This is a genomic window from Bifidobacterium sp. POST2/T3 (B1), from assembly GCF_058197115.1.
This window is the reverse complement of record NZ_JBVPQK010000038.1, coordinates 1-15,006: the sequence shown is the minus strand read 5'-3', so window position 1 is coordinate 15,006 and position 15,006 is coordinate 1. Positions and strand designations below refer to the sequence as shown.

The 15,006-nt window shown below is 52.9% G+C and carries 10 protein-coding genes; 4 read left to right on the top strand and 6 right to left on the bottom strand.

What is annotated here, in order from left to right; genetic code table 11:
• The 6 genes from AC0AP0_RS03365 to AC0AP0_RS03340 form a co-directional block, all read right to left on the bottom strand.
• A partial coding sequence (locus AC0AP0_RS03365) for a Clp protease N-terminal domain-containing protein (RefSeq protein WP_490429023.1) occupies positions 1–1,112 on the bottom strand: 1,112 nt, incomplete at its 3' end.
• 160 nt (positions 1,113–1,272) lie between these two features.
• Positions 1,273–2,088 carry a fumarylacetoacetate hydrolase family protein gene (locus tag AC0AP0_RS03360; protein ID WP_254477888.1) on the bottom strand — a complete coding sequence of 272 codons (816 nt, stop codon included), beginning with the start codon at positions 2,086–2,088 and terminating at the stop codon, positions 1,273–1,275.
• 67 nt (positions 2,089–2,155) lie between these two features.
• On the bottom strand, positions 2,156–2,974 hold the full coding sequence (locus AC0AP0_RS03355; protein WP_254477886.1) for a YggS family pyridoxal phosphate-dependent enzyme: 819 nt from the start codon (positions 2,972–2,974) through the stop codon (positions 2,156–2,158).
• A 242-nt stretch (positions 2,975–3,216) separates the two neighbouring features.
• A complete protein-coding gene (gene gluQRS, locus AC0AP0_RS03350) occupies positions 3,217–4,260 on the bottom strand; it encodes a tRNA glutamyl-Q(34) synthetase GluQRS (protein WP_254477884.1) in 1,044 nt (347 codons plus the stop codon).
• Positions 4,261–4,330: 70 nt separating this feature from the next.
• Positions 4,331–5,677, bottom strand: coding sequence for a metal-dependent hydrolase family protein (locus AC0AP0_RS03345; protein WP_490429382.1), 1,347 nt, complete (start codon positions 5,675–5,677; stop codon positions 4,331–4,333).
• 882 nt (positions 5,678–6,559) lie between these two features.
• Entirely contained in the window at positions 6,560–9,223 is a 2,664-nt protein-coding gene (locus tag AC0AP0_RS03340; RefSeq protein WP_490429381.1) for a family 78 glycoside hydrolase catalytic domain, read from the bottom strand.
• A gap of 373 nt (positions 9,224–9,596) precedes the next feature.
• Between AC0AP0_RS03340 and AC0AP0_RS03335 the strand changes: the two genes are divergently transcribed.
• From AC0AP0_RS03335 to AC0AP0_RS03320, 4 genes are all read left to right on the top strand, one after another.
• A complete protein-coding gene (locus AC0AP0_RS03335) occupies positions 9,597–10,868 on the top strand; it encodes an MFS transporter (protein ID WP_490429380.1) in 1,272 nt (423 codons plus the stop codon).
• Positions 10,869–10,889: 21 nt separating this feature from the next.
• On the top strand, positions 10,890–12,236 hold the full coding sequence (locus AC0AP0_RS03330; RefSeq protein WP_258334493.1) for an MFS transporter: 1,347 nt from the start codon (positions 10,890–10,892) through the stop codon (positions 12,234–12,236).
• A gap of 217 nt (positions 12,237–12,453) precedes the next feature.
• Positions 12,454–13,527: a LacI family DNA-binding transcriptional regulator gene (locus tag AC0AP0_RS03325; RefSeq protein WP_490429379.1), complete on the top strand. Its 1,074-nt coding sequence runs from the start codon at positions 12,454–12,456 to the stop codon at positions 13,525–13,527.
• 710 nt (positions 13,528–14,237) lie between these two features.
• On the top strand, positions 14,238–14,801 hold the full coding sequence (locus AC0AP0_RS03320) for an Ltp family lipoprotein (RefSeq protein ID WP_490429378.1): 564 nt from the start codon (positions 14,238–14,240) through the stop codon (positions 14,799–14,801).
• Positions 14,802–15,006: the final 205 nt, after the last annotated feature.

Genomic DNA, 15,006 nt, shown 5'->3' with positions numbered 1-15,006 from the left:
ACCAGGGCATCATCCCCGATGGTCACCTTGTGGTGAGCCTCGTAACGCTGCTTGAGACCACGCAGGATGGCCACGGTGTCCTCCACGGAGGGCTCGCCCACGAAGACCTGCTGGAAGCGGCGCTCAAGAGCTGGGTCCTTCTCGATATTCTCACGGTACTCGTCCAGGGTGGTGGCGCCAATCAGACGCAGTTCTCCCCTGGCCAGCATAGGCTTGAGCATGTTGCCTGCGTCCATGGATCCTTCGGCGGCACCAGCACCGACGATGGTGTGAATCTCATCAATGAAGGTGATGACCTGACCGTTGGCGCTCTTGATCTCATTGAGAACGGCTTTGAGTCGTTCCTCGAATTCGCCACGGTACTTGCTACCAGCCACCATGGAGCTCAGATCCAAGGAAATCAGCCTCTTGCCCTGCAGAGTGGTAGGTACATCACCGGCCACGATACGCTCAGCCAGACCCTCGACCACGGCTGTCTTGCCCACGCCGGGCTCGCCGATAAGGACGGGGTTGTTCTTGGTCCGCCGGGACAGGATCTGCATGACACGACGAATCTCCTGATCCCTGCCGATGACTGGATCCAGTTTGCCCTCCTTGGCCTGGGCGGTCAGATCGGTGGAGTACTTTTCCAGCGCCTTGTAGGTGCCCTCAGCATCCGGGCTGGTTACCTTGGCTCCACCGCGCACCTGGGGCACCGCCTTGCGCAGGGTATCGGCCTGCAGACCGTTCCGGTTCAGAATATCGGCGGCCTGAGAAGGACCTTGGGCGATGGCAATAAGCAGATGCTCGGTAGAGACGTATTCGTCCCCCATGGCCTGCATCTCCTTCTCGGCCTGGGCCAGAGCCATGCTGAGCTGACGGCTGGCATCAGGCTGCGATGCCGTGGATCCGCTGGCTGACGGAAGAGCAACCAAGGCCTGACGGACCTCCGCGCCGACTCGTTGACTGTCGCCACCAGCGGCTTGAATCAGTCCAGGCACCACGCCGGACTGCTGACGCAGCAGTGAGTCCAACAGATGGAGCACATCCACCTGAGGGTTGCCGGCCGCCGAGGCCGACTGAATAGCATCGCCGATGGCCTGCTGAGCCATGGTGGTGAAGTTTTCGTTCATAGAGCATCCTCCAACATTCTTCGACAGAGCCAGCCGAATCACTCGGACCGACCCCGTCACGGGTTCATCTGTCTTCTACAACAGCGAAAGGAGGACTCCTATTCCCAAACTTGAGCCTAAACGACTCAAGTTTTTATATCGCTTGTTTTACCGCTATTCGCTACTCGTCGATGACTACATTGCGCAGGTAGCCGATCCCCTCAACCTGAACCGTGGCCTCGTCTCGGTTTTTCAAGGAACCTGTGGCGTGCGGTGTGCCGGTCATGATGACATCGCCGGGCAGCAAGGTGGCGAAACTGGAGATGAAGGCGATCTGCTCAGGAATGGAGTGGATCAGGTTAGCGGTGGTGCCACTGGCCTCAGGCACCTCTTCCCCGTTGAGCTTGAAGGAAATCTTCGCATCCCGATAGTCCAGGTCGGTCTCGATCCAGGGCCCAAGGGGGCACGCGGTGTCAAAGCCCTTGCAACGGGTCCACATAGGATCGTTCTTCTGCAGATCGCGCAGGGTTACGTCATTGACACAGGTGTAGCCCAGCACATAGTCCATGGCCTCGTTGACGCTCACCTTCCGAGCCATCCTGCCTATGATGACGGCAACCTCCGGCTCGTAGTTCATGTCCTTGCTGTAAGAGGGCTTGACGATGGGATCGTCAGGGCCGATGACCGAGGTGGAGGGCTTCATGAAGAGCATGAGATTCTCTGGAGGCTCCGGATCCGAGGACTGGCCATGCTCGGCCATGTAGGCGGAATGGGCGCGGTAGTTCTTGGCTGCTCCATAGATCTTGGAGGGGATGACCGGGGCCAGCAGCCGCACATCCTCGTCGTCCAATGGGTAACGCTGACCGGTGGGTTCGACCTGCTGGCCGGTCAGTGGGTAGCCGCTCAGCTCGACCAGGTAGTCCTTGCCGTCCTGCTTGTCAGTTTGGACGAAGGCGTATCGTGGGGTGTCCTTGTAGGAAAAACGCGCGATTCTCATAGGGCACAGTCTAGCCCCAGCCCGATCCTCTTAACAGAATCGGGTTCCAAAAACAGACAGTGGCTGATTAGATAAAAGCCCGCGGCCCGAAGATGGCTGTGCCTACACGGACCTCGGTCGACCCCTCAGCCACGGCATACTCCATGTCTCCGGTCATTCCCATGGACAGCATGGTGCAGGTGTCAGTGCCCGGCTCCCCCGAATCCCTGATGCGGTCGCGCAGACCACGCAGGTGGGCGAATCCACTTCTGATGACCGCCTCGTCGTCTACATGTGCACCAACAGTCATCAGACCCTTAAGCCTTATACCCTCCATACCAGCCAGCTCATAGGCCAAATCCAGGGCTTGATCGGGGGCACATCCCGACTTGGCCTGCTCGCCAGACTCGTTGACCTCCAGGAGTATGCCCACAGTTCTGCCCGCAGCCAGTGCCCGCGTGGCCAGCTTTCGAGCCAGCGAAGGCCCGTCGACTGACTCGACCGTGTCGACATATGGCAGGATCTTATTGATCTTGTTGGATTGGAGCTGCCCGATAAGGTGAAAGCCCACCCTGGCGCTTGATGAATCACTATTTGCAGTGTCGGTGCCGAGGGACAATCCCCCGTCCCGACAGAGCTCCAGCAATCCCTGGGCCTTAGCAGTGACTTCCTGAGGACGATTCTCGCCGATCCGACGCACCCCGGCATCGATGGCTGCCATGATCTCACCCACATCGCGGGTCTTGGTGGCCGCCAGCAGAGTTACCGAGCCCTCTTTTCGACCGGCGGAGTCCTCCGCTTTGGCGATCCTTTCAGCCACACGCTTGACCCCATCCGCAATCTGCAGACCCCGTTCATGGCTGACTTGCCGATTGCCCAGATCCTTGTGGTCCATATAGGCGACCATGACCCGCTACCTCCTTAAAATCCGGAAGCCTTGACTGAGGCCATGGTAGCCAGTGGCTCATACCGGAATTCGCTCCGATCCCGGGCCCAGATGACAATACTGACGAATCAGGATCGATGAGTCACGCTGCACGGTCACGAATATCGCTATTCAGCAGTCGCTAACCAGTAATTCCCTCAAGTCTGAAAGTCGGCAGGTAAACATATGCCGCGAATGATCGGCGCGGCTCAGGACCGGAGAACTCAAAGATTCGGCTTTGCGCCGGAAACGTTCAGCTTGCTCAGATCCAGCTTTCTGTCCTTGTGCTCAGCAGCCAACATGTTCCACGTGAAACCATCCAGCAACTCCTGCACACTCACGGGTCTGGGCCGATCCAAGAGTCCCAGGAGCCATCCACAGACCCCAAGCACCTGCTTGGCCGTCCAGCCGTCTCCTCTGAGCGATCCCAAGTCCGGCGATCCGAAACGCTTGGACATTCTTCTGCCGTCCACGCCATCGATCAGAGGCAGATGCGCATACTGAACACGAGGAGCCTGCGGCTGAAGATGATTCCGGACCCACATCTGAATGGCCGTGGACCTTAGCAGGTCCCTTCCTCGCACAATCTGATTGACACCCATGGCCAGGTCGTCCACCGTCACCGCCAGCTGGTAGGAAACCAAGCCGTCCGAGCGTTGAACAACCACATCACCGACCTGCCTAGGCAAATTGAAAGACTGCGGGCCAAAGATCAAATCGTCGAAGCGACAGATGGCATCCGATTCGTCGGGCTGATCAGGAACTGCAATCCGAAGGCTGTGCCTCTGCCCCCGGGTCAGCCTTTCACTGACTAACTGACGGGAAAGTCCTCGACAGGTGCCCGGGTAGACGATGAACCCGTCGCCTTCATTCGGCGCCGATGCAGCACGGATGTCAGCACGGGAGCAGAAGCAGGGATAAATCAAGGGCTGCCCGCCGATCAATTGCTGTGATTCCAGCAACTTCAATACCTGACTGTAGGCATCAGCGCGCCGGGACTGGTAGACCACCTCGCCATCCCAATCCAATCCCAGCCAGGCCAGGTCATCCATGATCCAACGATCAGCGTCCTTGACCACCCGTGGCGTATCTATGTCTTCGATGCGAAGCCGCAGAACCCCGCCGGACCCTTGCGACCTGACACCCAGCCAGGCCGCCAGACATGCATAGACATTGCCAAGGTGCATTCGCCCAGTCGGCGAAGGCGCCAACCTTCCTACGACCTTGGCCTGACCGGCCTGGTCCATTCTCGGTTCTCCCTTGTGCATACCGACATGCTTGCATACCATCAGGCAGCCAAAAACTACACGCCCCTGAATGGTCGCGCAAAGCAAATGATCAGAAGCTGTCGAGCAGGCGATCGATCTCCTCGAAGTGCTTCACCTCAGGCCGCCAGACTGGCTTGCCACGAACGATGACCAGCTTGGGATCAGCCAGAGTCCGCACATTCTTGGCAGGGTCCTCGTCAAGGACAATCAGATCCGCATCCTTGCCCGTGTCGACCGAACCAGTGACATTATCAAAGCCCAGGTTTCGGGCATTGACCTGAGTGGCAGCGTGGAAGGCCTGAGCCGGGGTGAAGTCAGCGTACCGCACCAGATAGTCGAGCTCTCGCCAAGTGCCGTACTGGGGCACAAAGGTCATGCCGGTGTCTGTGCCGACGCCGACGGCAATACCATTCTCATGAGCCTGCTTGGCGCTCTTGACCATGCCGTCGACTACCAGCTCGGAGTTGCCGCGAACTATGTCATTGATTCCCAGCTCCTGCTGGCTGATCTTGACCAGCGGCAACCCAGCGGACAGGGTGGGGTCCAGAGCAGAGAAACCACGAAGCGAGCGCGGATTGTCAAGGAAGAGCCCAATCATCTCGTCGTCGAGAGCACTGCCGTGCTCGATAGTATCAACGCCTGCCTTGAGAGCGGCCTTGACACCCTCGGGGCTCTGAGCATGCGCTGCGACCAGCACACCAAACTCATGGGCCTCATCGCAGACGGCGGCCATCTCCTCCTCGGTCATCTGCGGGCTGCCGGCCTCGCCAAGCTTAGTGGCATCGGTGACACCGCCGGTCGCGGCCACCTTGATGGCATTGACCCCATGATCCAGGTTCTCCCTGGTCCGACGCCTGGCCTCTTCTGGAGAGGAGCAGGACAGGGCGATGAAGGGATCACCATGCCCTCCGGGAATCGCCAGGAGGGGGCCGGCAGCCAGCATGCGCGGGCCGGTCAGCTCGTCGGCATCAATCCTGTCGCGCAGGCGAACCGCCTCATAGCCCACATCACCCAGGGTACGAATGGTTGTTACTCCCGAGTTCAACAGCCTGGAAACGTTGCCCTTGATCTTGGCATCCATAAGGACTTTGCCGGCAGGACTGTGCACTACCTTCAAACCGGCATCGACCACACGCGGCGACAGGTCCGTACCGCCGGACAGAGGCTTGCCGTCAGCAAAGAGATGGGTATGGGCATTGATGAGTCCAGGCGCCACAAACTTGCCCGTAGCGTTGATCCGGTGATATCCGGAAGGCACGTAGGCCAGAGGGGTCGGGCAGACCTGCTCGATCCGGCCATCCGCGGACACCAGAACAGACATATCCTTCTGGACTGTGCCTTTTTCATCGCCGGTCGCGATACTGGCATGCTCGAGCACAAATGGCTCGCGCTCTTTCCTGCCTTGAAGACGCCCCATGGTCGTACCTGCCTTCCCATTTCCGATGCACTCATTACGAGGAACCGGACATATATGTTTAATAGTATCCACTCCAGGACGAACCATTCAAGCTTGACATACAAGCAAGGACCCAAAGTCAACATCCCCGAACATTGGCACCGAGGGGCGTCCAACAAGCAGCGAGGATTCGAGAACTTCGCCAGAGACCGCCCCCATCTGCCTGAACAGGAAGGCATCATCTCGACTCAGGCACGCTGTCGGTGACAACCCGACTTAAGAGTTTAAAAGAGTGTGACTAGTTATGCCGAACTCCGCCCGCGACTTGAAGACATCGAGATAAGTTGAATCTATGAAAAAATAGCCTTGCAATAGACGACGACCTAACTTCAACCAAGCCAGTATTTAACAATAACTAATATCTCATCTGTATAGAGTCCCGTAGACGGGATCAACTCCTACAAATGACCAGCGATGTGCAAATGTATCCCTGCAGCTTTTGGTCAGTTGAGTTACAACGTTCTGGTGCGGCATTGTTTCCAGGGGAATCACTTGTTCCGCAGATTACTCCTTATTTTGCATGAAATAAGCATCATATTGGATATTGGTTTATCAGGTGATGCTCAGAAAGACGAACATTTCTGGGCCTCATCAAACTTACATCTACAAATAATATAATAAACATATATAATTATTTGCTAATAAAATTCTCCACATCAATATGCTTTTATTATTGAGCCATTAAGCCTGCTGGGCTGCTAACAGTTGTCATCGGCACATTGATCCATGCAGATTTTTTCACGCTAGTTACCTACTAGCGGCTAATTCAAAACGCAACAAAAGACCACCACCCCAGACCGATAAAACGACATCCGAGGCGGTGGTTAGCAAAAAGCCAACTTTTTAACTCTTATATTCATATACCAGATGGTGCATTCCTGCATGTATGCAATCGGAATACTCACCCACTTCGACTAAAGCGGAACTGCCTTCAGGAATAGCGGCATCAATGAACAGCTTGCCCTCATCGGCCTTATACTTCCATGTCAAGTCGATAGTACCCAAAGCTGTCTTATGGACCACATGCGCATCCTTGATAGGGCCCCAAGGCTTGGGGGCGATCTTAAACCTGTGCCAACCTGGGCTGGACATCACCAAACCGCCAAGAGTAGAGTACATCCATTCGGCAACAGATCCGAGAGCGTAATGGTTGAAGGAGGTCATTCCCACTCCTGAATTCACCTTTCCGTTGGGCAGCATGGAATCCCAACGCTCCCAGGTGGTGGTGGCTCCCATAGAAACTTGGTATAGCCAAGAAGGACACTTGTCCGATAGAAAGAGACGATATGCCTCCTCGAGGTGTCCAGTTTCTGTCAGAGCAGGGAGGATGTAAGGCGTTCCAGCAAATCCAGTACCCACGGTATAGTCTCTATCCCGCACCAATTGAGCCAGACGCCGACCCGCGAACTTCTTAAGATCCGAATGATCGTCTAAAAGCCCGAAATGTATAGCCAAGGCATAGGCGCACTGAGTATCAGAAGTCATGAGGCCGTCTTCACCGACGAATCGCGAAATGAAGCCCTCCTTAACATGATCCGCCAACTCCGCATATTTGTCTTGATACTGCACCAGGCCAAGATCAGAAGCCATCTTCGAAGCCAAACGAGCGCTCCGTGCAAAGTAAGCCGTTGCCACCAATTCCTTGGCGGTGAGTGCCTTAGCCATGTCGTCAGGCGGAGCTGTTGGATCAAGCCAGTCACCAAGCTGACCATAAACAATGCCCGGCCTTCTGTCCCATACCCCATCCGGAGACAGATACCCGGAGACCTCTTCGATCCACTTAACTACGAGATTATACTGTTTGCCCAGCATCACCTTGTCACCACTATCCATGTAGATGGCCCAAGGCACCAGTACAGCAGAGTCTCCCCAAATCGCCAAAGCCTGAACTTTGGGGGTCTGCCACTCGCCTAAGGGGAAGTACGGCACATAGTAGGGGACGCTCCCGAACTTATCGGTTTCCACATTAAGATCATGCAACCAGCTTGACAGGAAACCTTCCACGTCAAAGAGCATTGCAGCGGTTGGAGCAAAGAGCGCAATGTCTCCTGTCCAACCCAAACGCTCATCGCGCTGCGGACAATCTGTTGGGATGCTGACGAAGTTGGAATTCATGGACCTCACGATGTTGTCGTGCAGCTGATTGACCCGTTCGTCCGAGGTCTCGAGCCATCCGGTACGTTCAAGATCAGATCCGTAGGCAATCGCAACCACATCATCTGGCTCCAGATCGCTTGGCCATCCCTCGACGAGGGCATACCTGAACCCATGAATGGTGAACCTGGGCTCCCAGAACGTATCCTCCCCATTCGAGGTATACCTATCTATCTGGTGACCGCGCCGCAATGGAGCAGTAGCCAGCTCGCCATCCTCCAATACCTCGGCATGCTGAACAGTAAACGACTGTCCAACATTGAACCCATGGATCTTGAAACGCAGACGCTGAGTACAGTTGACACCCATGTCTATCAGGTAGGCATGCGCGCCATGCTGCTGGATACTGACTGGCCGGTGCCGATCAATCTCTCTGACAGCCGGAGCGATGGGCTCAGTCAGCTTATCCACATCGAGTGGAAGTTCAGCCACCGGCTCCCAGTTCGCATCGTCAAATCCCGGTTCAGACCAACCCTGTTCCTCTAGACGCGCATCATACTCTTCGCCTTCACACAGACCACTGCTGACAATCGGTCCTTTGTGCGCCTTCCATGTCTTGTCATAGGCATTAGTGACTATCACATCTTCGCTACCATCGGCATAAGTTACGTTCAGTTGAGCATAAGCGCCTAGTCTATCGCCATAGATATTGACTTTACCTCCGCGGAAGCCCAGCCTGCCACGATACCATCCATCACCCAACCACAGGCCCAAAGCGTTGCCTTTATTCTGAAGATAATCGGTAACATCGTAAGTCCAATACAAAAGACGGTCATCGTAGGATGTCCATCCCGGGGTAAGGATATCGCTTCCGACCTTTCTGCCGTTGATCTCAGCCTCGACCAAGCCATAAGCCGTCAAGTAAAGACGGGCCGATGCCGGCTTAGCCTTGAGTTCAAACTCCTTCCTCATCAAGGGCGCATGTCGCCAGTCTGTAGTGCTCTCATACCAGCCAGGCCCCACCATGGCACCGAGACGATCCCCAGCCTCGAGAATGCCCGTTTCCAGGCTTACCTCGTCGCTCCATGCTGATGCTTGGCCCTTATCATCCACCAAGCGGACCGCAACTGAAGTTCGTTCATGTGATTCAAGAGGCTCTACAGGCCAAGCGTGCAGATGATTGCCCCGGTAATCCACCCCGATTAGTTCCTCCCTGGTTTCTTCGCCGGGCTTAGCTCTACGGATCCGAATTTGTGCACCAGCGACTTTGTCTTCATACAGCTCATGCCGATACACCCAAGAAATCCTAGGTTCTCGTTGTCCCGATCCAAGAACGTTACCGTGCATATGCTCAAACATGACAGTTTCAATCGGTTTGCTCTCAGTGATTCGTTTTTTCGACTCAACTGGCATTTTCGTCAATCCCTTTCCTTGCCGGTCGATTTCCCATCCTTGGGAGGTCAACCAAATCTTGTTTTAGAAGAGTGAATTATTAAAGCGCTTCAATACGAACAACATATAGTACTTATTGCCTATTTTTGCAAGCAGCTTTTGCGAACTTCCACCAGAAATACGTGAATATGAGTGCTATTTTCACTTATCTAACGTTCATCTCGGCTATGTAGATGACTGCAGCATGGATCAAACACCCAAATATAGATTTGACAAACTCATAATTACCATACATTATTAAAGCGTTCTAATAACGGATCCCAAAGAGGGGATAACAGGTTCAAAGAGAACAGCTGTCGTTCCCAGTAGCCAAACGGAAAGAGATGGTTCAACGGTGATTGAGCACAGCAAACTGGATGCCCGCTACTGGCGGTTAACCTTTAATGCAGCCATTGCCTCCTACATGGATGCAGCCCTGATCGTATCCGTAGGCATTTCCTTGTCGTCATGGCAGACGCACTTCAACCTGGATGCCTGGTGGACTGGGGCTCTGAGCACTTTCCTCACAATATCCATCGGCATAGGCTCTTTTTTTGGAGGTAGACTCTCTGACATCTTTGGAAGGATACGAGTTTTCAACCTGGATATCCTGTTCGTAGCCATAGGTTCCATACTCATCGCTCTAGCTCCAAACACGAAAACTCTGATACTTGGTCTAGTCATCGCTGGCTTGGCTTCAGGAGCAGACTTACCAACTTCACTCGCAGTTATATCTGAAAGAATACCGCCTGATCACCAAGGCAGGGTCATTTCCTCTACGCAGATCTTCTGGACTGCCGGCATTATCATCTCCCAAGGGATCGGCTTCTTGGTCTCAGGCATAGGTGAGCTGGGCATCACCATCCTATTCCTTGTGGTGACTGTCATTGCCCTTCTTACTTGGCTGGTGCGGGTATTCAGCCGATCTTTCAAGACCATGGAGATCGATCTCGCCAAGGAAGCGAAAACGAAGAATGATGTTCAGAGGAATGCAACTTCTCATGCATATCCCCTGAGCCAGCTCCTAACCAAGACCAAGTACCTGCTTCCATTAATCAGCCTTACATTATTCTATTTATTCTGGAATTTGCCCGCCAACACATACGGCTCTTTCCTAAACTACTACCTAGTTAAAGCCGGAGGCCGCAGTCAAGCCTTCTCGACAGTCATCGCATTCACAGCCAACATCGTTAGCGCCTTGGTGCTCTATTTCATCTATATGAAATTCGCCGATGGCCCACGACGGTACACCATGATGCACATAGGAATGATACTAACTATAGCTGCCCTGGCCATCTCCGCCCTCGGCAGCTCTTCCTGGCTGATCTTCACCATTTGTTATTTCGTATATGCCTGCGGTAACGTCCTGCATGGCGAACCTCTCTACAAGATTTGGAGCCAAGAACTCTTCCCGGTCAATGCCAGAGCTACGGCCACTGGATTTTCGTATGCTGTAGTTCGCACTATCACAGCCATCTTTGCTTTGGCGACCCCGGCCATCATGGAGGCATCCAAGTCGGCTCTGCTTTGGACGCTGGTCGTCTGTATGTGCTTGGCATATATTACAGCGATCGCTCTTCTCCACTTCATAAGGTCCCACGGTTTAGATTCTCCTTCTGTCCAATAGATCACCTGAATAAAGAACTCAATGCATAAAGAAGAAAGGTATGCATCAATGAACAGCACAGAAGTAAACAAAGAAAAATTCCGCAGATACGCCCCACTTGCTTATGCAGGCGGCATAGGTTCCCTGTTAGGTTCAGGCATCATTGTAGGTTTGAGCGCTACAATCACGGTCTGGCAACAAGGCCTGAAACTCGACGTAGGCCAAGTAGGCATCATTTCTGGGGCCCTAACTTTCGCTATAGCCTTTGGCTCCATCTTTGGTGGTCGTATAGCTGACTCCGTAGGACGAGTACTGATCTTTAACTGGATCAATGCCATCTACGCCATCGGCGCTTTGATCTGCGCTTTCTCAGCCAACTACTGGATGCTTCTAATAGGCGTAGTCATCACTGGAGTTGCTTCAGGAACAGATCTGCCAGTCTCTCTGGCAGTCATCTCCCATGACGCGCCTAACAGCGAAGCCCAGGCAAAGCTGGTCTCTTCCACGCAAATTTTCTGGCAGATAGGTATTTTCATCTCCTACGTTTGCGCTTTTATCGTATCAGCTATGGCAGTGAACGGCGCCCGCATCGTCTTCCTCATCCTTGCGACCTTGGCCATCATCGCTTGGATTTGGCGCACCACATCCAGAACATTTCGTCTCTTTCATAAGGAAGCCGACGAGCGCCTGCAAACTCTAGGCGAAGAGGGATCTAAAACCACCAAGGTATCAGTAGCTAAATTCCTCTTTGGTCGTAAGCGCCAATACCTGTACTTCTTCCTGTCGATCTTGGTCTTCTACTTGGCTTGGAATCTCCTAGCCAACACTTTCGGCCAGTTCCAGACTTTTATGTTCGTACAAGCTAAGGCAAGTCAAACTCTGGCAACTGGTTTGGGCATTTTCACCAACATAGTTGGTGTAATCATGTCCCTCTTTGCCACACAATGGGTTAGCGGCCCTCACAGGAAGATCTGGTTCATTACCGGGTCCATTCTGAACATGCTTGCCATCAGCATCATCGCCGCTTTCGGCAGCACTGTCTGGTTCATCCTTCTTGGTGTCACCTTGAATGCCATCGGAGGCGGCATAGCAGGAGAGGCCATGTACAAGGTATGGACTCAGGAATCTTTCCCCGTTTCAGTGCGTGCCAGTATCCAGGGCATCATCAATGGATTATCTCGTTTCCTTTGTGCGCTATTCGCTATGATCACCCCGATGCTGGTCATGCCTGAACGAATCAAGGGAACTATGTGGATGTTCGTTGGGATCATCGCAATCAGCATGGTGGCCGGGATCTTAATGATTCACTTCCAAGCCAAGTATGGAACAGATGCAGCGCGTATTGACTCCGAAAGTCTTAAGCAAGACAAGGAGGCCTTAGAAGGATGAGAGTTTCCTTTTTGATGTCCATAACCCATTCTCGCGGAGAACTATAGTTAACTTTGTGACGACAACAAAAGCGGGCCTAGGACCATTTATGTATCTTGATCCTAGGCCTGTTATGGCATATCACGGTATTGCATCGCTTTTATTTATAATTTTTATGCTATAAAAATCAGAGTTGGCACTTGATATTATCCTACAAAGGATGCGTGAATAAATACGTATGAAGCAAGCTACTATCGCCGATGTCGCGCGTCGTGCAGGTGTGTCAATCAGCACGGTATCGAATATGTTCAACCATCCGGAAAAACTGTCTTCAGACACTCGAGAAGCTGTTTCAGAGGCTATCAGTGACTTAGGATATGTTCGCAATCGTTATGCTTCTGCTTTGGCAGGACAGAAAGAACCAGTATTCGGCTTATTGGTTACTGGTCTGGATCATGGACTTCCTTTAGGTATAGCAAATGGCGCATATGAGGCTGCCAAAAAAGCGGGATTCGATTTACTTATAGCCAGTGCCGACAACGATTATGTCATCAACGACCATTACATAGATTTCTTCCAAGGCATTCAAATGAGCGGGCTGATCCTGACCCCACGGCCCAAGAATCATTGGAAACCCGGCTACAAATTATCTGTGCCGTCTGTCATAACCGATTACTTGGGTAGTCCTAACGACGGGTGCTTCGTCGGAGCAGACAACATACGAGTTGGGGTCTTGGCCATCAAGCATGCAGCTAACCTCCATCGTCATCACCTGGCAGTTGTTACATCAAGTGATGATATTCAGACTCTGTATCTAAGAATGCAGGGCATGAGAGAGGAAATCCGGAACTATCCGGAGATGGTTCTGGAAAGTATAGATGCTTATGATTGGCGCGATCCTAAAGCAGGATACGAAATCGGCAAACAGCTGGCTTCACGCCAGCAGCAGGATCGACCGGATTTCATCATCGGGATGACTGATGTACTCGCTGCAGGTGTCATTGAAGGAATTCTCTCTACTGGGTGCTCTGTACCCGAAGACATTTCGGTCATGGGATGTGACGGTAATCCTATGGCTTGGTGCGGATCCATGCCGCTGACCAGTATTGTTCCGACCGGTTTTGATATTGGAGTACAAGCCGTTCATCTGCTTTTGGACGAAATCAACTCAGAGCACCACCAACATTCCACTATCGTCAACCCCGTACACCTTCTCATCCGCGAAAGTACGATCGGCCGCCAAGCCCACAACGACGCGGCGAAGAACTTGGCATTGATCAACTCATCTATACATCAGCCTCTTCATCGGTAATGCCGCCACAGTCGCCACAAACCATCTGGCCTTTATGGCGCTAACAATCACAAAGCACAATAGAAATAAAAATCCGTGCTTTAAAGATTGAAATGAATGAGGCATAAATCTACTACCCAACTTATCCAGACAGATCTTTCAGTACTTGATCAATAACTTTCCATATTTCAAGTATGAAAAGCTGCATGAAAGCATGAATGGACGTCACCAGTTTCATTTGTGCAAGCGCCAGCATCCAAGACTGGAACGCGGATCGACGAAAGGCACTGAAAACTCTGAAAGCAACATCAACTGTTTGAAATCCACGCCGTTAACAAATGATCATATACGGGGAACAAACACTAACTTCCCAACAGCTGACACGCATTTGGTAAGTCTGCGGTAGCACACCGAGATCTGGCTCCTAGGTCATGCCGTGTGCGAGGCGGCTCTGCCCTGTAACTTGGACCACTGTACCGAACGCACATGAGGTGACAAAACGATACATCAGCTGGTACTGTTGTGATCTCGACCTCTCAAACAATCTTTGAGAAGCCTTCTGTTGCCTAGCGTCAAACGATTGCTGAGTTAGACAAAATGCGTCTGCCTTCACCTCGCTTACTTTAAACGTTCGCTACATCTGAAATTCAGATAACGTCCAGGAAACTATGCAGCTCATGGCTTGCTGGTAGTCTGCTGATAGTCGCTGAAGACAAAAAGAAGGGGAAACCATGTCTCATGCCGAACAGATACCACAGCCGCCAGCGCCAATGCCAGCTCCGGAGCCAGCCAAAAAGAAAAAGCCGATCTATAAGAGGGCCTGGTTTTGGATAGTGATCGTACTTGCCGTCATAATCGTCAGTGCCGTATCATCAACCTCTGGCGGCAGCACGGCAAGCAGCACCCCTAAATCAAGTGCTGCCACTACCTCGCAGCAGCAGAGCAAGACCGAGGACACTGCAAAGGCCTCGCAGGCTCCCGCTACGCCTGACGTGCCACAGGAGTACAAGTCGGCGCTGGCCAAGGCGAAAACCTACTCGGGAATGATGCACATGAGCAAACAGGGCATCTATGCGCAGCTGACCAGCGAGGCAGACCAGTTCAAGCCAGAGGCCGCACAGTACGCCGTGGACAACCTACAGGCAGACTACAACGCTAATGCACTTGCCAAGGCGAAGACGTATCAGCAGACAATGAACATGAGTCCTGCCGCTATCCAACAGCAGCTGACAAGCGAGGCGGACCAGTTCACCCAAGACGAAGCAGCGTACGCAGTTCAGCATCTGAATCAGTAACTACCTGTTACTGATTGGCCCCGCTTCGGCGGGGCTTTTCTTTTGCGGGTACTTTTATCCAACGAATATCCAACAAAACCGAAATCGTGGAGCTGGCGGTAGACAAAGGAAAAGCCCCGCAGCCATTACGGCTGTAGGGCTTTGACTCTGTGCCCCCACGGGGGCTCGAACCCCGGACACGCTGATTAAGAGTCAGCTGCTCTAG